At 56.3% G+C, this 22,906-nt stretch carries 21 protein-coding genes; 14 read left to right on the top strand and 7 right to left on the bottom strand.

What is annotated here, in order from left to right; translation table 11 throughout:
• The first annotated feature begins 342 nt into the window (after positions 1-342).
• Entirely contained in the window at positions 343-906 is a 564-nt protein-coding gene (nudE, locus tag WFK59_RS18360; RefSeq protein ID WP_233986917.1) for an ADP compounds hydrolase NudE, read from the top strand.
• A 55-nt stretch (positions 907-961) separates the two neighbouring features.
• Here the strand turns inward: nudE and WFK59_RS18355 are convergent, their stop codons facing one another.
• The 4 genes from WFK59_RS18355 to mrcA all read right to left on the bottom strand — a co-directional run bounded on the left by WFK59_RS18355 (position 962) and on the right by mrcA (position 6,616).
• Positions 962-2,260, bottom strand: a complete 1,299-nt coding sequence (locus WFK59_RS18355) for a cytosine permease (protein ID WP_336756744.1) — start codon at positions 2,258-2,260, stop codon at positions 962-964.
• A 20-nt stretch (positions 2,261-2,280) separates the two neighbouring features.
• Positions 2,281-3,042 carry a helix-turn-helix transcriptional regulator gene (locus WFK59_RS18350; protein ID WP_409520465.1) on the bottom strand — a complete coding sequence of 254 codons (762 nt, stop codon included), beginning with the start codon at positions 3,040-3,042 and terminating at the stop codon, positions 2,281-2,283.
• Positions 2,993-3,403 carry a GNAT family N-acetyltransferase gene (locus WFK59_RS18345; RefSeq protein ID WP_336756742.1) on the bottom strand — a complete coding sequence of 137 codons (411 nt, stop codon included), beginning with the start codon at positions 3,401-3,403 and terminating at the stop codon, positions 2,993-2,995. Before WFK59_RS18345 ends, WFK59_RS18350 begins: the two co-directional genes overlap by 50 nt.
• Before the next feature lie 669 nt (positions 3,404-4,072).
• The gene (mrcA, locus tag WFK59_RS18340) at positions 4,073-6,616 is read right to left on the bottom strand and encodes a peptidoglycan glycosyltransferase/peptidoglycan DD-transpeptidase MrcA (protein WP_336756740.1); all 2,544 of its coding nucleotides are present in this window, start codon (positions 6,614-6,616) and stop codon (positions 4,073-4,075) included.
• A 117-nt stretch (positions 6,617-6,733) separates the two neighbouring features.
• Between mrcA and pilM the strand changes: the two genes are divergently transcribed.
• The 12 genes from pilM (at position 6,734) to trpS (ending at position 16,621) form a co-directional block, all read left to right on the top strand.
• Positions 6,734-7,540, top strand: a complete 807-nt coding sequence (pilM, locus tag WFK59_RS18335) for a type IV pilus biogenesis protein PilM (protein ID WP_233986921.1) — start codon at positions 6,734-6,736, stop codon at positions 7,538-7,540.
• The gene (locus tag WFK59_RS18330) at positions 7,540-8,082 is read left to right on the top strand and encodes a PilN domain-containing protein (RefSeq protein ID WP_336756739.1); all 543 of its coding nucleotides are present in this window, start codon (positions 7,540-7,542) and stop codon (positions 8,080-8,082) included. Before pilM ends, WFK59_RS18330 begins: the two co-directional genes overlap by 1 nt.
• The gene (locus WFK59_RS18325; protein ID WP_336756738.1) at positions 8,075-8,569 is read left to right on the top strand and encodes a HofO family protein; all 495 of its coding nucleotides are present in this window, start codon (positions 8,075-8,077) and stop codon (positions 8,567-8,569) included. The genes WFK59_RS18330 and WFK59_RS18325 overlap by 8 nt, the downstream gene beginning before the upstream one ends.
• Entirely contained in the window at positions 8,559-8,942 is a 384-nt protein-coding gene (locus WFK59_RS18320) for a HofP DNA utilization family protein (RefSeq protein ID WP_336756736.1), read from the top strand. Before WFK59_RS18325 ends, WFK59_RS18320 begins: the two co-directional genes overlap by 11 nt.
• Complete coding sequence (gene hofQ / locus WFK59_RS18315) at positions 8,881-10,152, top strand: DNA uptake porin HofQ (protein ID WP_336756734.1); 1,272 nt, start codon at positions 8,881-8,883, stop codon at positions 10,150-10,152. The genes WFK59_RS18320 and hofQ overlap by 62 nt, the downstream gene beginning before the upstream one ends.
• A gap of 363 nt (positions 10,153-10,515) precedes the next feature.
• Complete coding sequence (gene aroK / locus WFK59_RS18310) at positions 10,516-11,037, top strand: shikimate kinase AroK (RefSeq protein ID WP_003852989.1); 522 nt, start codon at positions 10,516-10,518, stop codon at positions 11,035-11,037.
• Positions 11,038-11,075: 38 nt separating this feature from the next.
• Positions 11,076-12,164 carry a 3-dehydroquinate synthase gene (gene aroB, locus WFK59_RS18305; RefSeq protein ID WP_233986926.1) on the top strand — a complete coding sequence of 363 codons (1,089 nt, stop codon included), beginning with the start codon at positions 11,076-11,078 and terminating at the stop codon, positions 12,162-12,164.
• A 72-nt stretch (positions 12,165-12,236) separates the two neighbouring features.
• Positions 12,237-13,280, top strand: coding sequence for an SPOR domain-containing protein (locus WFK59_RS18300; protein WP_336756732.1), 1,044 nt, complete (start codon positions 12,237-12,239; stop codon positions 13,278-13,280).
• 95 nt (positions 13,281-13,375) lie between these two features.
• Positions 13,376-14,191: an adenine-specific DNA-methyltransferase gene (gene dam, locus WFK59_RS18295; protein ID WP_233986928.1), complete on the top strand. Its 816-nt coding sequence runs from the start codon at positions 13,376-13,378 to the stop codon at positions 14,189-14,191.
• A gap of 67 nt (positions 14,192-14,258) precedes the next feature.
• On the top strand, positions 14,259-14,942 hold the full coding sequence (gene rpe, locus WFK59_RS18290; RefSeq protein ID WP_031376791.1) for a ribulose-phosphate 3-epimerase: 684 nt from the start codon (positions 14,259-14,261) through the stop codon (positions 14,940-14,942).
• Complete coding sequence (locus tag WFK59_RS18285) at positions 14,926-15,603, top strand: phosphoglycolate phosphatase (RefSeq protein WP_233986929.1); 678 nt, start codon at positions 14,926-14,928, stop codon at positions 15,601-15,603. Before rpe ends, WFK59_RS18285 begins: the two co-directional genes overlap by 17 nt.
• Positions 15,604-15,619: 16 nt before the next feature.
• The gene (gene trpS, locus WFK59_RS18280; RefSeq protein ID WP_094120242.1) at positions 15,620-16,621 is read left to right on the top strand and encodes a tryptophan--tRNA ligase; all 1,002 of its coding nucleotides are present in this window, start codon (positions 15,620-15,622) and stop codon (positions 16,619-16,621) included.
• A 480-nt stretch (positions 16,622-17,101) separates the two neighbouring features.
• On the opposite strand, the gene cysG is transcribed toward trpS, so the two are convergent.
• Genes cysG through nirB form a run of 3 tightly spaced genes read right to left on the bottom strand, consistent with a single transcriptional unit; the run spans position 17,102 to position 21,375 of the window.
• Complete coding sequence (gene cysG / locus WFK59_RS18275; RefSeq protein ID WP_336756729.1) at positions 17,102-18,466, bottom strand: siroheme synthase CysG; 1,365 nt, start codon at positions 18,464-18,466, stop codon at positions 17,102-17,104.
• Positions 18,467-18,511: 45 nt separating this feature from the next.
• Positions 18,512-18,838, bottom strand: coding sequence for a nitrite reductase small subunit NirD (gene nirD, locus WFK59_RS18270; RefSeq protein WP_233986931.1), 327 nt, complete (start codon positions 18,836-18,838; stop codon positions 18,512-18,514).
• A complete protein-coding gene (gene nirB, locus WFK59_RS18265; protein WP_233986932.1) occupies positions 18,838-21,375 on the bottom strand; it encodes a nitrite reductase large subunit NirB in 2,538 nt (845 codons plus the stop codon). The genes nirD and nirB overlap by 1 nt, the downstream gene beginning before the upstream one ends.
• A 221-nt stretch (positions 21,376-21,596) precedes the next feature.
• Here nirB and WFK59_RS18260 point away from each other — a divergent pair, with 221 nt between their 5' ends.
• Positions 21,597-22,874 (top strand): cytosine deaminase, encoded by a 1,278-nt coding sequence (locus tag WFK59_RS18260; RefSeq protein WP_233986933.1) that lies wholly within the window; start codon positions 21,597-21,599, stop codon positions 22,872-22,874.
• Positions 22,875-22,906 lie beyond the last annotated feature (32 nt).

Here is a 22,906-nt window from a genome sequence, read left to right as displayed (position 1 = left end):
CTCCCGGATACGCCCACTATATAAGACAAATTGTGGGGGATTAAACAACTCTGACGAGTCATACAGACAAAAAAATAGCGCTGTAAATCATTTAATTAGCAATTGTTAAACCCTGCCTTGCCCGAATGGTAACCGTCTGAGACTGAATTAAATATCGGTATTATCTGAAACTGATCCCACGATATTGACTAATGCAAAATTTGTCTTATTGATTAACCCGGCCATTATCCCGTGAGCACGGTGATGAAACGATAACCTTATGGTCTGACTGTCGCACAATTGCCTGCGGTTAGGTATGCTAATTCGTTCCTGAGAGCCGGCGCAGTAAAGTTTGAGGCTGATATGAAAACTCCAAAAAAACCTGACATCCTCAATGTAGCCGCCGTGGCGCGTTCACGGCTGTTTACCATTGAATCGGTCGATCTGGCCTTCAGCAATGGTGCGCGGCGCGTCTATGAGCGGATGAAACCCTCTGAGCGTGAGGCCGTCATGATTGTACCGATCATTGACGATCATCTGATCCTGATTCAGGAGTATGCGGTGGGGCTGGAAACCTACGAGCTTGGGTTTCCCAAAGGTCTGATCGATGCCGGTGAAACGGTGAATCAGGCCGCTGACCGTGAACTTAAAGAAGAAGTGGGCTTTGGCGCAGGTGAGCTGACTCCGCTGGGCAAGCTCACCATGGCCCCATCCTACTTTTCCAGCAAAATGAATATTGTGATCGCGGAAGGGCTGTATGCCGAAAAGCTGGAAGGCGATGAGCCAGAACCGCTGATTGTGCATCGCTGGCCGCTGAGCGATATGTTATCCCTGTTACAGGAGCCCGATTTCCGCGAGGCGCGTAACGTCAGTGCGCTGTTTATGGCGCGCGAATGGCTGGTGAAGCAGGGGCGTCTTCGCTACTGATAAACAACGAACTTCCCGGCGTCCGAAACGCGCCTGCCAGCAGGCGCGTTCGGGCTTATTCGGTCACGGCACTCTTCTGTCGGGCCGACGTCCACTTTAACGCCGGAGCAGTTACCAGATAAACCAGGCAGGCGACGATCAGCGAATTGAGTACCGGTACGCCGCGCTCGATAAGCAGCCCGGTTGCGCCTCCTGCTATGCTGGCGATGAGTGCCGGCCAGCCGATAAGCTGCGAGGTTGCTGGCAGGGTATGGCTGCGACGGCTCAGCGCCAGCGTCTGACGATCGGTTTTCAGCACGTAGTAATCAATAATCATCACGCCCAACACCGGCGGGAAGATGACGCCCAGCAGCTCCAGAAAATCGACAAAACGATCGAGAATCCCAAGAATCGAGCAGAGTGTGCCAATCAGGCCGAGCACCAGCGTAATGATTCGGTAATGCGGCTTATAGCCGGTCACGCCTTCAATGGCATTGGTGATCCCCAGCGTGGACGAATAGAGATTCAGGTCGTTAATGCGCAGGGTAGAAAAGACCACCGCGAACAAACCCAGCGTGCTGGTGGTTTGCGTAATGATTGCGATGATGTCCGACGTCTGCAACTCTCTGGCGATCAGAATCGCCAGACCATTGATCCCATACTCTCCCGCCAGAATGGTCAGTAGCGTAATAACGAACACATCTTTGCCGTTGCGGGAGAAACGCGTCAGATCGGGAGTCATCAGGCTGGCAAGGATTGCGCCACCCATCACCATGGTCATCGCCGCGCTGACGGTAATGGTTTCTGTTGCCATCACCGGCGGCGTGATTTGACCTGGCTGCGCATGGAAAGCGTGCCAGAAAATCCAGCCGACCAGCGCAATAAAGAGCGGAACGGCGATGCGTGCGGTAAAGCGCAGCGCCTTAAAACCAAAAGTAACCAGTAAAGTCAGCACCGCGCCTGATAATGCGGCTGACTCTGTAAAGCTGAGTTTACCGTGCAGGGCATAGCTCAGCGAACGGGCGAAAACCGCATTCTGAATACCGAACCAGCCCAGCAGGCTGACTGCGACCAGCAGACCAACCAATACCGAGCCGTGACGACCAAAGCCACACCAGCGTGCCAGCAGACTGCCCGGCAGGCCTTCACGCATGCCGGCATAGCCGAGTGCGAAAGTCAGCACGCCAAACAGCAGGCTGGCCAGCGTAATGGCGATAAACGCTTCACCGAGCGTCATGCTGTTTCCCAGCACCGCGCCAAGCATAAACTGATCCAGCGCAGTCAACATGCCCATATGCACAATGGCAACGCTGAGCAGCGAAAGCCTTTTGTTTTCAGGCACCGGTTGTAACGGGTAATCATCAAATTTACTCACAACAGGGTATCCTTACCGGTTTATATAAAAATAACGCCTGTGCTGAGAAACTTCTCTGGCAGATAATTATCCAGTGATTCCGCACGGCAATAGTTTTCAAACTGTTGTAGCGAATGCACGCCCGCTTTTTGATAAAGGGTCGTGATACGGTTACTGATGGTTTTAACGCTGAGGTTATAGATACGCGCGATCTCTTTGGCATTAAATCGTCGCAGCAATAGAAAGATTACATCCAGCTCGGCCGGGGTAAAAAGCGGATGCTCCAGCTGCGTTGTCAGTACCGAGGCTTTTTTGGCATCGATAAAGCTGGTTGCCGTCAGGTTGTCTATCGGTCGTGCATTCCAGATGTAGCCAAGCAACTGCTTTTTATTATCGAAAACGGGATATTTTTCGCTGATGAAGGGGGTGAGATAGTTATTGCCATACCAGTAATGGGTTTCAATGACGGTGACGCAGCTTTTCAGGGCTTTTACTTTTTGATCGTGCAGGCAGAATTCCTCCGCACAGTCACTCCAGGGTGTCGGGAATTCACTGTCTTTTTTGCCCTGCAATGAAAAGGTTTTTGGTGTGGCAGTGTATGATATTGCTGCTTCATTCATATAAAGGTGCAGCGATGCTGCATCCTTAAAACCCCACGGCACGGGTAATAAATCCATTGTTGTGGCAAATGCAGCAATAAATTCATCAATATTGCGATATGAGCTGTCCATGGCGCCTCGCTGAAAATACCGGTTAGAGTTTTTTGGCCAGATAATAGCGTGCGAAACGCTGTGCATATCCATGCTGTTCACCATAAACGCGATAACCCAGCTTTTCGTAAAAACCGCGAGCCTGGAAACTCATGGTGTCAACGACCGACATATGACAGTCTCTGTTTCGCGCCTCCTCTTCTGCTGCCTGCATCAGTTGACGTCCGGTCCCCTGCTGACGGCAGGCATCCTCTATCCATAAGAAATGGATATCCAGAGTGCCACACCAGGTATGGGCCAACAGTCCGCCCTGAATATGGTGAAAGTCGTCATAAAGAATGACATTCAACGTTTTCAGATTGATATCGGCAAAGGATTCGTTGTGTTGCCAGAGGCGCTGAATAATATATCTTTCAGCGTCAGTCTCTTCAGTGTGACCGATTTTAATTTCCATATTAAGGTATCCATTAATGATTCAATTAAAAATATTCATTACCTTGTTCTGCTGATCCATTTCATTCTTAACACGATGGTAAACGATGCGCAAGAGTTAATATTCCCCCTGTTATCGTGTGCTGTTAATATTATGCTGGCTGCAGTTTTGTTTCATATGACATTCGATTTTTTTGCTGGCATCAGGGAAACACTAACTATAACGTCATAATAATTGCATTATATTTTAGTTCATATGACATGAACGCTTTGTTCACCTATCCTTACTTCTGACGGGAAACGCATGCCGATTACCACAGGTGATCGGCATTCTTCTTAAAAACTCAATGCGTTATTCTGCCCTGATTTTATTTCTGCCATTGTTCGATTGTTATCCCTGTCTGGCTGGATGCTGAAAGCGAGTATGATTCCACTTTAATTAATCCTGTAAAAGAGTATTCGGAACAGGTGGGAAAAGGCGAGGGTTAATAGAGATCCGCTGCCAGTTGAAAGGGCATGGGCTGATATGCTCCGCGGCTAATTGTGCCCGCAGTCAACGTTTACGCGAAACGGGTCTGATCATTTAACGCGGGCAGGCCAGCCAGGATGGCAAATTAAAAAGCACCGGATAAAAAAATGGGTGGTCACATCAGGTGACCACCCATAGATATTTCACACTACGCTGAAAGCATCAGAACAGTTCGTGGCTCTCACCATTGTCCATAATGGTGGTGCCGACATCATGCACCGAGTACTCGGTCGGCTGCGTACCTTCAATGAAGTACTCCTGACGGGTATTGCCGCCACCATTCGCCAGCTTACCGGTGCTGCGATCGATGGTCACCGTCACCACGCCTTCCGGTGGGGTTAACGGCTGAACCGGCACGCCCTCCAGCGCACTCTTCATGAAATCATCCCATGCCGGTTGTGCGCTCTTCGCGCCGCCTTCATAGCCGGAGATCTGATCGGGAATCGCCCCTGACAGCGTGCTGCGGCCTAAATTGCGGCGGGCATCGTCAAAGCCGATCCACACTGAAGTCACCACGCCCGGGCCGTAACCCGAGAACCAGGCATCTTTCGAGCTGTTGGTGGTACCGGTTTTACCGCCGATATCATTACGCTTGAGGTCACGACCGGCACGCCAGCCGGTGCCCATCCAGCCTGGCTCGCCGAAGATATTCGAGTTCAGCGCGCTCTTGATCAGGAAGGTCAGCGGCGTGTTGATGACGTGCGGCGCATAGTTGCCCTGCTCAGGCGGGACAGGCACCTGCTCCAGTTCCGGCTGTGGCACCGACTGATTCTGGTTTTTGTCCGACGCCGCCACGTTTTCCACGCTCTCTTCATTGAGCGCTAGCGCTTTTTTGGTATCACCGTAGATCACCGGCAGATTGCACTGCGGACAGGCAATTTTCGGTTTCTCTTCAAACACCAGGCCGCCCTGTTCATTCTCAATCCGGGTGATGAAATAAGGATCAACCAGGAAGCCACCGTTGGCCATCACCGAGTAGCCGCGAACCACCTGTAACGGGGTAAATGAGGCTGCACCCAGCGCCAGCGATTCGGTATGTACGATATTTTGCGCCGGGAAGCCGAAACGCTGCAGATACTCGGCGGCATAATCGACGCCCATCGCACGCATCGCACGAACCATCACTACGTTCTTCGACTGACCTAACCCCTGACGCAGCCGAATCGGGCCATCATAGGTTGGCGGGGAGTTTTTCGGACGCCAGTCGGCACCGGCACCCGCATCCCAGCGTGAAATCGGCACGTCGTTAAGGATCGAGGCCAGCGTCAGACCACGGTCCATCGCAGCGGTATAGAGGAAGGGTTTGATGTTCGACCCGACCTGACGCAGCGCCTGCGTAGCGCGGTTAAACATGCTCTGGTTGAAATCAAAGCCGCCGACCAGCGCCCGGACGGCACCGTCATTCGGATCGAGGGAAACCAGCGCCGAGTTAACATCCGGTACCTGGCCCAGCCACCACGCATCATCAACTTTGCGGACCCAAATCTGCTGGCCGGGTTGTAAAACCTGGCTCACGCTTTTCGGTGTCGGGCCCTGAACGGTGTCAGACTTATAAGGACGAGCCCAGCGAACCCCGGCTAAGGTCAGCGAGACATTGCTGCCATCCTTCATCATCACGGTCGCTTCATCGCTCCGTGCTTCAGTCACGACGGCTGGCTGGAGCGGGCCGTAGACCGGCAGCGTCTTCAACGCTTTCTCGATCTTCGCCTGATCCCACGCCGGTTCGCCAACTTTCCACAACACGCTGGTCGGGCCGCGATAGCCGTGACGCATATCATAGGCCATCACGTTGTTGCGTACCGACGTCTGCGCGGCTTGCTGCAGGCGACGGGTCACCGTGGTGTAAACCTTATAACCGTCGGTATAGGCATTTTCACCGTAACGTTTCACCATCTCCTGACGCACCATCTCGCTGAGATAAGGGGCAGAGAAGGCGATTTCCGGACCGTGATACTTCGCCACCAGCGGGGTATTACGCGCCTCGTCATACTGCTGCTGGGTGATGTAATGCTGATCTAACATGCGCGCCAGCACCACGTTGCGACGTGATAACGCGCGGCTGTGCGAGTAGAGCGGGTTGAACGTCGACGGTGCTTTAGGCAGACCGGCAATCATCGCCATTTCACTCAGCGACAGCTGATCGACCGGCTTACCAAAATAGACCTGCGAGGCAGCACCAACGCCATAAGCGCGGTAGCCGAGGTAGATTTTATTCAGGTAAAGCTCAAGAATTTCATCTTTATTCAGCAGTTGCTCAATGCGGATCGCCAGAAACGCTTCCTTTATTTTACGCATCAGCGTGCGTTCCGGACTCAGGAAGAAGTTACGCGCTAGCTGTTGAGTAATGGTACTGGCACCCTGCGAAGCATGGCCCGAAACCAGCGCAATGCTGGCGGCACGGAAGATGCCGACCGGATCGACGCCATGATGCTCATAAAAACGGCTATCTTCAGTCGCAATAAAGGCTTTCACCATCTCAGGTGGGATTTGCTGCAGCTTTAAAGGGATACGGCGCATTTCACCGTATTGCGCCATCAGCTCGCCCTCAGCGCTGTAAACCTGCATCGGCGTTTGCAGACGCACATCTTTCAGCGTGTTCACATCGGGCAACTGGGGCTCTATGTATTTGTACAAACCATAAATCGAGCCTGCTCCCAACAACATGCAACACACTGCAAGGATCAATAAATACTTTACGAACTTCACCTGGAATTTCCCATCTGTTGTCGTTTGAGCAGTTTATAAACAACCGCGCGGTAGTATAAAGGCAAGCCAGACGCTTTGATATGTCCATTTTCCCCGGACGATAAGGAGATCGCGCACATGGCTTTTCATACCTGGCAAATTGGGCTGGATATTCAGAATAGGCAGATTTGTGCCCTGGCCCTCCAGCCTCAACGTGATGGCTGGCAGCTACGCCACTGGTGGCAGCAGCGGCTGCCGCAAGATACGTTAAGAAACGGCGTGCTGCAATCTTCGCCTGAATTACTGGCGGCCTTAACCGCCTGGCGACAGCGCCTGCCACGACGCTACTCCCTGCGTGTCGGGCTGCCAGCCCAACTGGTGTTACAGCGATCGCTGTCGCTTCCGGCGCAGCCACTCAGCGAGCCGGCGCTGGGGCACTATGTGCAGGCGGCGGCCCGACGGCTTTTCCCGCTGGAACCCGATGCGCTGGCGCTGGATTACCGGCCGGATGCGCAGAGTGGTCAGCTCTGTGTCACAGCCGCACGGCTGGAGATGATTGACCAGTGGGCAGCACCGCTGTTGCAGGCTGGATTAACGCCGCAGGTATTTGAACTGACCACCGAGGCGCTGAAACGCCTGGCGCAGCAGGCCCGGCTGGCTGCCGGAGCGGTGCTGGTTCTGCAGCAGGAAAAGCGCTGGCTGTGGAGCGACGGTCAGACCGCTGCGGATGCAGGCGACGCGATCTCCCTTGAGGCATTACAGCAACAGGCTTTCCCGCAGGCTTCGGCGCTGTTTGTCTGCGCCTCGCAGCCCGTGGCGTGGCCGGCCACTGCGAAGCCTTTCTCACCTTTCGATCTGATCCCGTTTCAGCAGCCACCGTTACCCGCCAATCCCGGAGCGTTCGCGCTGGCGGCGGGCCTGGCGTTGCGGGATAAGGATTGCTGATGGTGGCGGTCAATCTGCTGCCGTGGCGCCAGCGGCAGGCCACAAAGCAGCGGCGACAAAGTCTGATGGTGCTGGCAGGCGTTGCGGTTAGTCTGCTGTTGCTGGTGATGCTTCAGGTCTGGCGGCTGCATCGCGTGCAGCAGCAGGTTAGCGCAGAGACCGCGACGGCGCAGGTGGCGCTGGACGACCTGATATCACGTCTGGCCCGGCAAAAAACGCTGATGGCACAGCTCGCGGCGCAGCAAAAGCAGCGTAAGAAGGCGCAGCATCAGGCAATACAGCGGGCTGCCTGGCAGCAATTCTGGCTGGATTTACCGGGGCTGCTGCCCGACACCGTCTGGCTGAACCAGCTTGAGAAGCGTGAGGGCCAGTTCTCGCTGGAGGGCCAGGCGCAGGATATGCAGGCAATCCGGCAATTTCGTCAGCAGCTGGCGGCCCTGACACTGTTCAGCCAGGTGGAGCAGGGCAGCGTTCAGCGTCAGCCTGGCGGGGGATATCACTTTACCCTGCGTGCGCAGCTTCAGGCGGTGAAGGATGAGTGAGTGGTGGAGAGGCTGGTGGCAGATGAAGACGATCCCACGCTACGGCACGCTGGCGGCAGTCGCATCTGCCTTACTGATGCTGGGCTGGCTGGTGTGGCTGCGGCCGGAGCGGCAGGCGCTGGCAACCCAACAGCAGAAGCTGCAACAGCTGACGAGCCAGCTGCAACTGCGCCAGCGGCAATGGCACCAGAATCCGTCAGACGCGCTGTTGCAGGCACAGCTCTTAACTCAGGCTGCGCCTGTAACAGCGGCGACGTCTGTGCAGGCGGTGGAAACGGTTCTTGCGTCACGGCGCGGCCAGCTTGAACAGTGGCAACCCGATGCCCGGCCACGCTCCCTGACGCTGCATCTGCCATGGCGGGCGTTTCAGCCGCTGTTTACCGAACTTGCTCAGGCTGCTGCACCGTTTCCGGCGCGTTTTCGGGTGCTTGCGCAGCCGCAGCATCTGGTCGTGCAACTCTGGCTGGAGCCTGACGATGCGCCATAGGCTGCTGGTGTTACTGCTGTGCTGCAGCAGCGCGCTGGCGCGCGATCCGTTTCATCCGGTTGCGGGTGCAGTCTGTCAGCCGTCGGTGGAGCCGCTAACCGGCTGGCACCTGCAAGGGATCATTGGACGGCCATCCCGCTTCTATGCCGTGCTGGTGACGCCGCAGAAAAAGGCGATGGTGGTGCGGGCCGGGCAACCGCTGGCACTGTCGCCGTGGCAGCTTAGCGATATTGACCGGCGTAGCCTGACTCTGGCGGTCAGGAATAGCTGCAGTGCGCAACGAACCGCATTTTATTTAAAAGGAGCTCCGCATGAAAAGGATTCTGACGTTATGGCTGGTACTCAGCTGCCTGCTGCCGGTCCACGCCGCTGACGATCAGCGTCTCAGCCTGGCATTTGATAACGCGCCGGTTGAGCGCATTTTACAGGCCCTGGCCGACTACCAGCAGATCAACCTGATTATCGCGCCGGAGGTGACGGGATCATTGTCGCTGCGGCTGGATGATCTGCCATGGCATCAGGCACTGGATCTGGTCGCTCAGATGGCAAAGCTGACGCTGATTGAGCACGAGAACGTGCTACTGGTCTATCCGGAAAGCTGGCAGCAGGCGCAGCGGCAGGCCCGCGATGAAGAGCAGAAAGATCGGTTGCAACAGGCACCGCTGCAACAGCGTGCAGTGCTGCTGCATTATGCCAGCGCCAGCGAGGTACACCGTAGCCTGCTGAGTGAGCGCCAGTCACTGATGACGCCGCGTGGTAGCGTCACGGTGGATAAACGCACCAACACACTGTTAATACGCGATACGGCTGCGGCGTTACAGGAGACGGAGCGCTGGCTAAGGGCGCTCGATCTGCCGCTGGAGCAAATCGAGCTGGCGGCACATATCGTCACCATCAGCGAGGAGCATTTACACGAACTCGGCGTCAACTGGGGACTACAGGCCGGTGACGCGGCGGTCACCCAGGCGCTTCATCATCCGCGGCTGGCGATTCCGCTGGCGGTGAGTTCGCCCGGCGTGAGTGTTGGCATGACGCTGGCGCGCATCGGCGGCCAGCTGCTGGATCTGGAGTTAAGCGCACTGGAACAGGAAAACCAGATCGAAATTATCGCCAGTCCGCGTCTGTTTACCTCTCATCAGCAAACGGCCTCGATTAAACAGGGCACTGAAATTCCTTATCAGGTCTCAGCCGGTAACAGTGGCGCAACCAGTATCGAATTTAAAGAAGCGGTGCTGGGTATGGAGGTGACGCCCAGCGTTTCCGGTCAGGGGCGTATCCAGCTTAAAATTCATATCAGTCAGAATATGCCGGGCCGCAATATTAAAACCGGTGACAATGAGGTGCTGTCGATTGATAAACAGGAGATTGAAACCCAGGTGACGGTCAGGGACGGGGAGACCCTGGCGCTGGGCGGTATCTTTCAGCAGCAGCGAACCCGGGGAGAAAATCGGGTGCCGATACTGGGAAAAGTGCCGCTGATCGGCGGGCTGTTTCGTCAGCAATCTGAGCAGCGCAAAAAAAAGGAGCTGGTGATCTTCATTACGCCGCGATTGGTCAGGGAAGCAGCGCTTACGGCTGGATAAAACGGAAAATAGGTCCCAGAAGGCCATCCGATTTGACGCAGGACAGGAATTAGCTTACAAGGTTTAGCGATTTTCAATACGGTGTAACCGTCTATGTTGGGTAAATCCCAGCAAACAGATCAGAAAATTCCTCTGTGAGCAGCGTTGTAAAGACGCAGCGCTGGCGCGTTACAGTTTCGCGAACCACAGGCCAATTCAGAAATGGATTTGCTGCAGGCAATATAATCGGTTGCCAAACAGCCTTGAGTGTTGAGATAATTTTTCGTCTGACTCTTGCTAACGCTCATGAGGTCTCAGTTCCTGTCCCGCCAGCAAATGCTGAACGCGGGGTATCATTAACGAATTCTTAGTAATACCGACAAAATGGCAGAGAAACGCAATATCTTTCTGGTTGGGCCGATGGGTGCCGGCAAAAGCACTATTGGTCGTCAGTTGGCTCAGCAACTCAACATGGAGTTCTTCGATTCCGATCAGGAAATTGAGCGACGCACCGGAGCGGATGTGGGCTGGGTTTTTGACGTCGAAGGCGAAGCTGGCTTTCGCGATCGCGAAGAAAAAATCATTAACGAACTGACTGAAAAGCAAGGCATCGTCCTGGCGACAGGCGGTGGCTCCGTCAAATCCCGGGAAACGCGTAATCGTCTCTCCGCCCGCGGCGTTGTGGTTTATCTTGAGACCACCATCGAAAAGCAACTGGCGCGCACGCAACGTGATAAAAAACGTCCGCTGCTGCAGGTGGATTCACCGCCGCGTGAAGTGCTTGAAGCGCTGGCTGGCGAACGTAATCCGCTGTATGAAGAGATCGCCGACGTCACGATTCGCACAGATGATCAGAGTGCGAAAGTGGTGGCGAATCAGATTATCCACATGTTGGAAAAAAGTTGATCCAACGTTCGAAGGCTCTTTAACAGGTATCGAGCATCATGGAGAAGATCACCGTCTCACTGGGGGAACGCAGTTACCCCATCACTATCGCCGCCGGACTGTTTAACGATCCGGCTTCTTTTTGGCCGCTGACCGCGGGCGAAAACGCCATGGTGGTGACCAACCAGACGCTGGCACCGCTTTATCTCGACAAACTGTCGGCGCTGCTGACGGCGGCGGGCGTGAAAGTGGATCAGGTGATTTTACCCGATGGCGAGCAGTACAAAACGCTGGCCGTGATGGATCAGGTCTTTACCGCACTACTGCAAAAACCGCACGGTCGTGATACGACGCTGATCGCCTTAGGCGGCGGCGTTATTGGCGATCTGACCGGTTTTGCTGCGGCCAGTTATCAGCGTGGCGTGCGCTTTATTCAGGTGCCCACCACCTTACTGTCGCAGGTTGACTCTTCGGTTGGCGGCAAAACAGCCGTAAACCATCCGCTCGGCAAAAATATGATCGGCGCCTTCTATCAACCCGCTTCGGTGGTGATTGATACGGCGTGTCTGCAGACGCTACCGGCTCGCGAACTGGCGTCCGGTCTGGCTGAAGTGATCAAGTACGGCATCATCCTGGATGGTGCGTTTTTCCAGTGGCTGGAGCAGAATCTTGATGCACTGCTGGCGCTGGATGAACAGGCACTCGCCTACTGCATCCGCCGCTGCTGTGAATTAAAAGCTGACGTGGTGGCTGCCGATGAGCGGGAAACCGGACAACGCGCACTGCTCAATCTGGGTCACACCTTTGGTCACGCGATTGAAGCGCACATGGGCTACGGCAACTGGCTGCATGGCGAAGCGATTGCAGCGGGCATGGTAATGGCCGCGCGCACCGCCGAGCGTCTGGGGCAGTTCAGCCCGGAACAGACTGAACGTATCATCACGCTATTGCAGCGTGCCGGTTTACCGGTGCAGGGTCCGCAGGAGATGAGCGCAGAGATGTATCTGCCCCATATGATGCGCGACAAGAAAGTGCTGGCGGGTGAATTACGGCTGGTTCTTCCTTTGTCGATTGGCCGCTCTGAAGTGCGTGGCGGCGTGGCTCATGATATGGTGCTGGCTGCAATTAACGATTGCCAGACATCTTGATATTAAGCAGTTAAGTGGTGACGCGGCGCGCAGGGTGCGCAGTGCGGGATGCCGCTTTACGGAGGAGGCAAAATGGATGAGTTCAAACCGGAAGACGAGTTAAAACCTGACGCCAGTGACCGTCGTCCCTCGCGCCCACGTAAGCCGTCTACCGCAGCTAAAATACCGGTTTCGCGCCAGCGCATCATGATGGGCGTCGGGATTCTGGTGCTGCTGTTACTGGTGCTGGGTATTGGTTCGGCGCTGAATGGCCCGGACGATAAGAAACCGGCCACCGGCAGTAACGGCGCTAACACACCTGCCACTGGCGGCGGAACCAACAGCGAGAAAAACATCGATCTGACCGGCTCCTCCTCCATGTCCGGCGGACAGACCACGCCAGCGGCAACAGAGAACGCTGCGGCAACCCAGGGTGACGCGACCAGCAACCCGCCGCGCGATGTGTCCATGCCGCCGGTGGCCTCTACGCCTACCCAGGCCGCGCCGATTGAAACACCCGCGAACCAGCAACGTGTCACCTTACCGGGCGATCTCAATAGCGCGCTGAGTAATCAGCAGCAGCAGATCGACAGTGCCGCGACCGGCGCGCAAAATGGCAGTTCACTGCCGACTGCGCCTGCGACCGTCAGTGGTAATGCGGGCACGGCAGCGAATCCGGTCAGCGCACCGGCCAGCCGTCAGACGCCAAACAGATCCACAAGTCAGACGCGTCCTGCACATGAACCGGCGCACAAAACGGCCTCTAAGCCAGCGACCAGTGACAGCAGAACGCATACAACGCCGGCGCGTACGCCTGCCAGCAACACGGCGACCAGCAGTAACGCTGCCAGCAGCAGTTCAGCCAGCAAATCACTGCCAGGCGGCAGTTATACGCTGCAGCTGAGCGGTGCCTCTAAAGCGGAAAGCCTGAATGCCTGGGCGAAAAAACAGAATCTGAGTGCGTATCACGTCTACAAAACCACCCGTAACGGTCAGTCGTGGTACGTTCTGGTGAGTGGATCATACGCAACACCGGCAGAGGCCAAACGCGCTGTGGCATCGCTGCCTGCGGAAGTGCGTGCACAGAATCCGTGGGTTAAACCGGTTAGCCAGGTTAAGAAAGAAGCCAGTCAGTAATTGATGTGGGGCCAGGGTTACTGGCCCCGTTTTAAGCGCAGATCTGCTGTCGGTCCAGCCACAGCCTCACAATAAGATGTAATAACCACGACAGCATGAAAAAAAATCGCGCTTTCCTGAAATGGGCAGGGGGAAAATTTCCCTTAGTAGAAGAGATCCATCGCTACCTGCCACAAGGCGACTGTTTGATCGAGCCGTTTGTTGGGGCGGGATCGGTGTTTCTGAACACCGACTTCGATCGCTACCATCTTGCCGATATCAACAGCGATCTGATCAATCTCTATAACATCGTTAAAACGCGCACGGCGGATTTTATTCGTGACGCGCAGTTGCTGTTTACCCCGGAAGGGAACAACGAAGTCTGCTATTACCTGCGTCGTACCGAATTTAATACCAGCACCGATGCCTATCAGCGTGCGCTGCTTTTCCTCTATCTCAACCGTCACTGTTACAACGGCTTATGCCGCTATAACCTGCGCGGCGAATTTAACGTGCCGTTTGGCCGCTATCGCAAACCCTACTTTCCTGAAGCAGAACTGTTATGGTTTGCCGAGCGCGCGCAAAAAGCGACGTTTGTCTGTGAATCGTACGATGTTACCCTGACCAATGCCGGTAAAGGCTCCGTGGTATATTGTGATCCGCCCTATGCGCCGCTGTCGGCGACAGCGAACTTCACGGCTTATCACACCAACAGTTTTAGCCTGCGCGAGCAGCAGCATCTGGCGACGTTAGCGGCACAGCTGGCCTCGTCAGAACACCGGATTCCGGTACTGATTTCTAACCACGACACTGCACTGACGCGTTTGTGGTATCAGGATGCAGTGTTACATGTGGTCAAAGCCCGGCGTTCCATTAGCCGAAGCATAGCCGGTCGCACTAAGGTCGACGAACTGCTGGCGCTCTATAGCTAGTCTGTTTCGTCCGCGACCAACGCATTACGCCAGCCGCAGGGCTGGCGCACAACAGTGGGAGAATCGGATGAAACAATATTTGCTGGCCCCTTCAATCCTTTCGGCGGATTTTGCTCGCCTGGGCGAAGATACCGCGAAAGCGCTGGAGGCCGGAGGCGACGTGGTTCACTTCGACGTGATGGATAACCACTATGTGCCCAACCTGACTATGGGACCGATGGTTCTGAAAGCGTTGCGCGACTATGGCATCACCGCACCCATCGATGTGCATCTGATGGTTAAGCCGGTCGATGCGTTGATCCCCGAGTTCGCCCGCGCCGGCGCGACCTACATTACTTTTCATCCTGAAGCCAGTGAACACGTCGATCGCACGCTGCAGCTGATTAAAGAGCATGGCTGTAAAGCCGGCCTGGTGTTCAATCCGGCGACTCCGCTGAGTTACCTCGATTACGTGATGGATAAGCTGGATATCATTTTGCTGATGTCGGTGAATCCGGGCTTTGGTGGCCAGTCGTTTATTCCCGGCACGCTGGATAAGCTGCGTGAAGCGCGCAAGCGTATCGACCAGAGCGGTTACAATATTCGTCTCGAAGTGGATGGCGGCGTGAAGATTGATAACATCGGTCAGATCGCGGCAGCAGGCGCCGACATGTTTGTCGCTGGTTCAGCCATCTTTGGTCACCCGGATTACAAAAAAGTGATCGACGAGATGCGCAACGAACTGGAGAAAGCCAATGGCTCCTTTCACTGATATCCGGGCGCTGGCGTTTGATCTCGATGGCACGCTGGTGGATAGCGCGCCAGGCCTTGCTGAAGCGATCGATCGGACGCTGAAAGATCTCAGCCTGCCGGTGGCCGGCCTTGAGCGCGTCTCGACCTGGATTGGCAACGGGGCTGATATCATGATGGCGCGCGCCCTGACTTACGCGCTGGGCCGTGAGCCGCAGCCGGACGAGCAGCATGATGCGCGGGCGCTGTTCGACAAACACTATGCCGACACGGTGGATGCGGGCAGCACGCTGTTCCCGCAGGTGAAGCAGACGCTGACTGCGCTGCAGGCCGCCGGTCTGCCGCTGGCGATTGTCACCAATAAGCCCACGCCGTTTGTCGCGCCACTGCTTCAGTCGCTTGGCATTGCGGATGCTTTTTCTCTGATCATCGGCGGTGACGATGTGCCGGTGAAGAAACCGCATCCGGCGGCGATCTTTATGGTGCTGGGCACCTTTGGTGTGCTGCCTGGCCAGCTGTTATTTGTTGGCGATTCGCGCAACGATATCCAGGCGGCTCAGGCGGCGGGCGTGCCAAATATTGGCATGACCTTTGGCTATAACTACGGTGAACCGATTGCCCGTAGCCAGCCCGATTTAACACTCGACTCTTTTGATCAACTTCTGCCCGCTCTCGGGTTGTAATTATCAGGAATTAAGTATGAAACCCATTGTTTTCAGCGGCGCACAGCCGTCCGGCGAACTGACCATTGGCAACTATATGGGTGCGCTGCGTCAGTGGGTGCAGATGCAGGATGATTTTCACTGCATTTATTGCATCGTCGATCTGCACGCCATTACCGTTCGTCAGGATCCCGTTGCGCTGCGTAAGGCAACGCTGGATACGCTGGCGCTCTATCTGGCCTGCGGTATCGATCCCGAAAAAAGCACCATCTTTGTCCAGTCGCACGTGCCAGAGCACACGCAGCTGAGCTGGATCCTTAACTGCTACGCCTATTTCGGTGAACTCAGCCGTATGACGCAGTTCAAGGATAAGTCAGCGCGTTACGAAGAGAACATCAATGCCGGTCTGTTCGACTATCCGGTGCTGATGGCGGCCGATATTCTGCTCTATCAGACCCATCAGGTACCGGTTGGCGAAGATCAGAAACAGCATCTGGAGCTGAGCCGCGATATCGCCCATCGCTTTAATGCGCTGTATGGCGACATTTTTAAAGTGCCAGAGCCGTTTATTCCGAAGTCAGGTGCGCGCGTGATGTCGCTGCTGGAACCGACGAAGAAGATGTCTAAGTCAGATGACAACCGTAACAACGTCATCGGTCTGCTGGAAGATCCGAAATCTGTCGTGAAGAAGATTAAACGCGCGGTAACCGACTCCGAAGAGCCGCCAGTGGTGCGCTATGACGTGAAAGAGAAAGCGGGCGTCTCTAACCTGCTGGATATTCTGTCGGGCGTGACCGGTAAAACCATCGTCGAGCTGGAGCAGGAGTTCGAAGGCAAGATGTATGGTCACCTGAAGGGCGCAGTAGCGGATGCGGTATCCGGTATGCTGACTGAGCTGCAGGAACGCTATCATCGCTTCCGCAACGACGATGCGTTGCTGGAGCAGGTGATGCGTGATGGCGCGGCGAAAGCCCGTGCGCAGGCGCAGGAAACGCTGAAGAAAGTCTACGAAGCCGTGGGTTTTGTTGCTATGCCGTAACGGCATCGCGGAGAGAAAAACGGCGGGCCTGTTGCCCGCCGTTTTTTATTGCTCAATCAAACCACGTTCTATGGATGTAATGCTCGTCAGTTAAGCGGCAGGTGATAACGCAGTCTGGTGCCGCTCAGGGGCTGGCGGTCCTCGCGCCGCTGCGCGGTACCTTCACTTCTTTCCTCTGCCTGACGGACCGCCGGGGATGGCACATCCTGTACCATCCCGTCTTTCGCCCGCGTCCTGCGGGCTCTCCTGGCTAATGTTCAGCGCTGCGGATTGCCTGCCCCTGATCGGCCCCAGCCTGCGCTGAAACTTCAGTACGTGTAGTTTAAAAGGGCATGAGAGCAGAGGCGCTCAGTCCCGCACTTCGGCACGCCTGCCCAGAAAAAAAGCTGCCACGTTTGACCGTGACAGCCTTTGCAAATTTAACCTTAACTGACGAGCATTACCTTCTATGGCCGTGGTTATTTACCGGCCATATCCGCGTTAAAACCAGCGCAGCCTGTCACGCAGGCTCACCACGCTGCCAATGATCATCAGACCTGGACTGCTGACCTGCTGCGCCAGCGACGCCAGTTCGACCAGCGTGCCGGTGATCACTCGCTGGCGGGTGCTGGTGCCATTTTCCACCAGCGCCACCGGCATATCGCCTCGCATACCGTGCTGCAACAGCTGATGCTGAATTTCTGCGGCCTGTGCCAGACCCATGTAAAACACCAGCGTTTGTTGCTCCGCCGCCAGCGTCTGCCAGCAGAGCGAGCCCTCTTTCTGCACATGACCGGTGACCAGCCTGACGCTCTGAGCATGATCGCGATGGGTCAGGGGAATACCGCTGTAGGCGGCACAGCCCGAGGCCGCCGTGATGCCGGGCACTACGCTGAACGGAATCTGGTGCTGCGCCAGCAACTCCAGCTCTTCGCCACCGCGACCAAAAATAAAGGGATCGCCGCCTTTCAGCCGCACGACCCGTTTACCGCGTTGCGCCTGCTCCAGCAGCAGCTGATTAATCGCCTCCTGCGGGACGCAGTGATGACCGGCGCGCTTGCCGACAAAAATACGCTCGGCATCGCGCCGCACCAGGTTAAGCACTTCGTCAGAGACCAGCCGGTCATAGACCACGATATCCGCCTGCTGGATCTGCTGCAGTCCTTTCAGCGTCAGCAAGCCAGCATCGCCCGGACCGGCACCCACCAGCGTGACTTCGCCCTGGCTGGGCAAATCGGCTGCAAACAGCGCGTCAGTGAGCTGCTGCGCGCGTTCGTCGTCACCGTTGGCCAGGGTTTGTGCCAGCCGTTCACTGTTAAAAAAACGTTCCCAGAAGTGGCGACGCGCGGCAATTGACGCGAACTGCTGCTTCACTCGCACACGTAAACTGCCGGCCCGCTGCGCCAGCTGACCCAGATGTTGCGGCAGCATCGCTTCCAGCTTTTCCCGCAGTAAGCGAGCCAGCACCGGGGCGCGCCCGCCGGAAGAGACCGCCACCATCAGCGGTGAACGGTCAATGATGGACGGCATAATCGCGCTGGCCTGTTGCGGAGCATCGACCAGATTGCAGAAAATCCGCTGACGCTCAGCCACGTCGGCCACCTGTTGATTGACCGCATCGTCGTTGGTGGCGGCCACTACCAGCCAGCAATCGGTCAGCCAGAGTGGATCGAACTCGCCCGGTAACAGGGTGATGGCTTGCTGTTGCGCCCATTGCTGGAAGACAGGCGAGAAATCGCGGGCACCGACAAAAAGGTCGGCACCGGCCTCCAGCAGCAGGCGGGCTTTGCGCTCAGCCACTTCGCCGGCACCAACCAGCAGGCAACGTTTGCCCTGCAGGCGGCAAAACAGCGGAAAATAGTCCATACGCGGTCCTCTAAAAGTCCGCCAGCGGCGGACGGCAGACGGAGATCAGAGGAAAACTTCAACCTGGCCGGCATTCACCCGCACCGGCCAGCTGGCCACCGAGCGCGTTTCATCCTCCATGCAGTAGCCATCACGCAGCCGGAAATGCTGCTTTTTCAGCGGGCTGGCGACCCAAAGTTCCGCCTGATGTTCGGCGATGATGCCGCGTGACAGCACGCTGGCATCGGCAAACGGGTCGATATTACTGATGGCATAGAGTTGTTCGTCGTTGCGCGGACGAAAGATGGCAATCTGTTCGCCTTTCACCAGCGCGCAGACGCCGGTAGCGGGCAGGATTTGTGTCAGCTGACACACCGCATTCCACTGGCTCATTAGTCGGCCTCCTCAATCAGGGTCACGGCGATGCGTTCTTCCGGGCGCGCCGGGCGATGCTGATCGCGTTCGGCCACCACCTGTATCGCCGGATCGCGCTGCGGGGAATTGATAAAATGGGCAAAACGCGCCAGGCTGCTGCTCTCTTCCAGCGTGGTTTTCCATTCACAGCTGACGCTGGCGCGCAGCCGGTTCAGCTCCTGCTCCAGCTGGCTGTTCAGGCCGAGCTTATCGTCAACGATCACCTTACGCAGGTAGTCGATGCCGCCTTCGAGACTTTCCAGCCACAGCGACGTCCGCTGCAGGCGATCGGCAGTGCGGATATAGAACATCATGAAGCGATCGAGATAGGCGATCAGGGTTTGCTGATCGAGATCGGCCGCCAGCAAATCACCGTGGCGCGGTTTCATGCCGCCGTTGCCGCAGACGTAGAGGTTCCAGCCTTTCTCGGTGGCGATGATGCCGACATCTTTACCCTGGGCTTCCGAACATTCACGGGTACAGCCGGAGACACCAAACTTCATTTTATGCGGGGTGCGGATGCCTTTATAGCGGTTCTCCAGCATCACGCCAAAGCCCAGACTGTCGCCAACCCCGTAGCGACACCAGGCACTGCCGACACAGGTTTTCGCCATGCGTAACGCTTTTGCGTAGGCCTGGCCGGTCTCAAAGCCCGCAGCAATCAGCTGCGACCAGATAGCAGGCAGATCCTCTTTGCGCGCGCCAAACATGCCAATGCGCTGTGAACCGGTAATTTTGGTGTAGAGCTGATAGCGCTCGGCAATCTCGCCAATTACTTTCAATCCCTGTGGAGTGATCTCTCCGCCCGGCGAACGGGGAATCACCGAATAGGTGCCATCTTTCTGGATATTGCCGAGGTAGAGATCGTTACTGTCCTGCAACGGAGCGTGCTGCGGTTTGAGCACATACTCATTCCAGCACGACGCCAGCAGGGAACCAATCGTCGGTTTACACACTTCGCAGCCGTAGCCCTGACCATATTTCGCCAGCAGCTCGTCAAAGGTTTTGATCTCTTCAACCTGAATCAGGTGATACAGCTCCTGACGCGACCAGGCGAAGTGCTCGCAAAGATGGTTATTAACCTCAATTCCCTGGCGGCTGAGTTCACTGTTAAGTACCTGGGTGATCAGCGGGATACAGCCGCCGCAGCCGGTCCCGGCGCGGGTCGCGCTTTTCAGTGCCGCCACGGTATGACAGCCGCCCTGAACCGCGCTGATGATGTCGCCTTTGCTGACGTCAAAACAGGAGCAAATCTGCGCGCTGTCGGGCAGAGAATCGACCCCGATGGCCGGTTTTTCACCGCTGCCGGCCGGTAAAATCAGCGCTTCCGGATTAGCGGGCAGCGGGATGGCATTCAGTACCAGCTGCAGCAAATTGCCATAGTCGCTGGTGTCGCCCACCAGCACCGCGCCGAGTAAGGTTTGCTGGTCTTCACTGAGAATTAAGCGTTTATAGATCGATTTGCTCTCATCCAGCCATACCACACTGCGCGCGCCCGGCGTGGTGCCGCGTGCATCACCGATGCCGCCGACATCAACACCCAGCAATTTCAGTTTGGCGCTCATGTCGGCACCGGTGAAGGCGTTGTCACGGCCCAGCAGGGTATCGCTGGCCACCTGCGCCATTTTGTAGCCTGGCGCCACCAGTCCATAGACCCGATTCTGCCAGGCGGCGCATTCACCGATGGCATAGATGGCGTTATCGCTGGTCTGGCACTGGTCATTAATGGCGATGCCGCCGCGCGGCCCCAGCGCTAATCCACACTGCTTCGCCAGCTTGTCCTGCGGCCGGATACCGGTCGAGAAGACGATAAAATCGACCTCCAGCTCGCTGCCATCGGCAAACTGTAAGGTTTTTCCGCCCTGTTCATGATGGTGGATCTGCTGGGTATTTTTACCGGTATGGACGCGCACGCCCATCTGCTCAATTTTACGGCGAAGCTGCTCACCGCCTTGCTGATCGAGCTGCTCTGCCATCAGTACCGGCGCGAACTCAATCACATGGGTTTCGATGCCGAGGTTCTTCAGCGCGCCTGCCGCTTCCAGTCCCAGCAGTCCGCCGCCAATCACCGCGCCGCGTTTGCTGCGACGCGAACAGGCTTCGATAGCATTCAGATCTTCAATGGTGCGGTAGACGAAGCAGTCGCTGCCTTCTGCGCCCTTGATCGGCGGGATCCACGGATAAGATCCGGTGGCGAACACCAGCGTGTCGTAGTGCACCGCGCGGCCAGTATTGGAGTGAATCAGCTTCTCATCGCGATTAATGGTAATGGCGCGTTCACCCAGCAGCAGATTGACCTGATGCCGCTCGTAATACCCTTCGCGAACCAGGGAGAGCTCTTCGGCTGTGTGATGGGAGAAATAGGCGGAAAGGTGGACACGATCGTAGGCGACGCGCGGCTCTTCACAAAAGACGGTTAGCGAAAACTGGTCGGGTCCGGCTTTCTCAATCAGTTCCTCTATGAAGCGGTGACCGACCATGCCGTTACCGATAATGACGACATTGTGCTTGCTCATTTTTGCCTCAAACTTATGATATCTGCGGCTACAATAGCGCGCCATTACGGACGCTTATTGATATACATCAACCGCCCTGCCATATACCTATTTAGAGGTATGTAGCTGATTTGAATTGAGTTTATTGAATGGGTCCGGCAGCGGAACAATCGGCGCTGATGCTGGCGGGATGAATCGTGCTAGCTTTAACGTCAGACGTTTAACCGGAAAAGGAGCGGGCAATGATTTCACCTAAGTGGATCAATAACGTGCGTTTACCCTGTCGTGAGGGATTGTGGCAAATCGAGGTGGTGGACGGCAAGATTGCCCGTCTCTCCGCCCAGCCGCAGCAACCTACTCCCGCAGAAGCCTCGCTGGACGGGGAAGGCGGCCTGGCCTGCGCGCCGTTCATCGAGCCGCATATTCACCTCGATACTACCCAGACCGCCGGTGAGCCAGCCTGGAATCAGTCCGGCACGCTGTTTGAGGGCATTGAACGCTGGGCTGAGCGCAAGGCGATGCTTAGCCATCAGGACGTGAAGCAGCGGGCGTTACAGACCCTGAAATGGCAGATCGCCAATGGCATTCAGTTTGTCCGCACCCATGTCGATGTTTCCGACCCGACGCTGACTGCGTTAAAAGCGATGCTGGAGCTCAAAGCGGAGATGGCACCCTGGATAACCCTTCAGATTATCGCCTTTCCGCAAGAGGGGATTCTCTCTTATCCCAATGGTGAAGCGTTGCTGGAAGAGGCGCTGCGGCTCGGCGCAGATGGGGTCGGGGCCATTCCGCATTACGAGTTCACCCGCGAATATGGCGTTGAGTCGCTGCACAAAACGTTCGCGCTGGCCAATCGCTACGACAAGCTGATTGATGTCCACTGCGATGAGATTGACGATGAGCAGTCACGCTTTGTTGAAACCGTGGCGGCGCTGGCGCATCGTGACGGCAACGGGGCGCGGGTCACCGCCAGCCACACCACCGCCATGCACTCTTATAACGGTGCCTACACCTCACGGCTGTTCCGTCTGTTAAAACTGTCAGGTATTAATTTCGTCGCCAATCCGCTGGTCAATATTCACCTGCAGGGCCGGTTCGATCACTATCCTAAGCGGCGCGGTATTACACGGGTGAAAGAGATGCTGGAGGCGGAGATTAACGTCTGCTTCGGCCATGACGACGTGTTCGATCCCTGGTATCCGCTTGGCACCGCGAACATGCTACAGGTGCTGCATATGGGGTTGCACGTCTGCCAGTTAATGGGTTACGAACAGATTGATGCGGGCCTGGATCTGATTACCCACAACAGTGCCAGAACCCTGCATCTGTCCGGCTACGGCATTGAGAGCGGCCACGAGGCCAGCCTGATCATTCTGCCTGCAGAGAGCGGTTTTGATGCGGTAAGACGGCAGGTTCCGGTGCGCTATTCGCTGCGGCGTGGCGAAGTGATTGCGGCGACCAGACCGGCAGAGAGTGAGATTTACTGGCGGGAGCAGGAGCGCGTCAACTTCCGGCGCTAATAAGAAGAGGGCGGCAAAATTTTGCCGCCCGG

The organism is Pantoea sp. USHLN298 (assembly GCF_037149395.1).
Lineage (GTDB): Bacteria > Pseudomonadota > Gammaproteobacteria > Enterobacterales > Enterobacteriaceae > Pantoea > Pantoea astica.
This window is presented reverse-complemented; position numbering and strand designations above follow the sequence as displayed.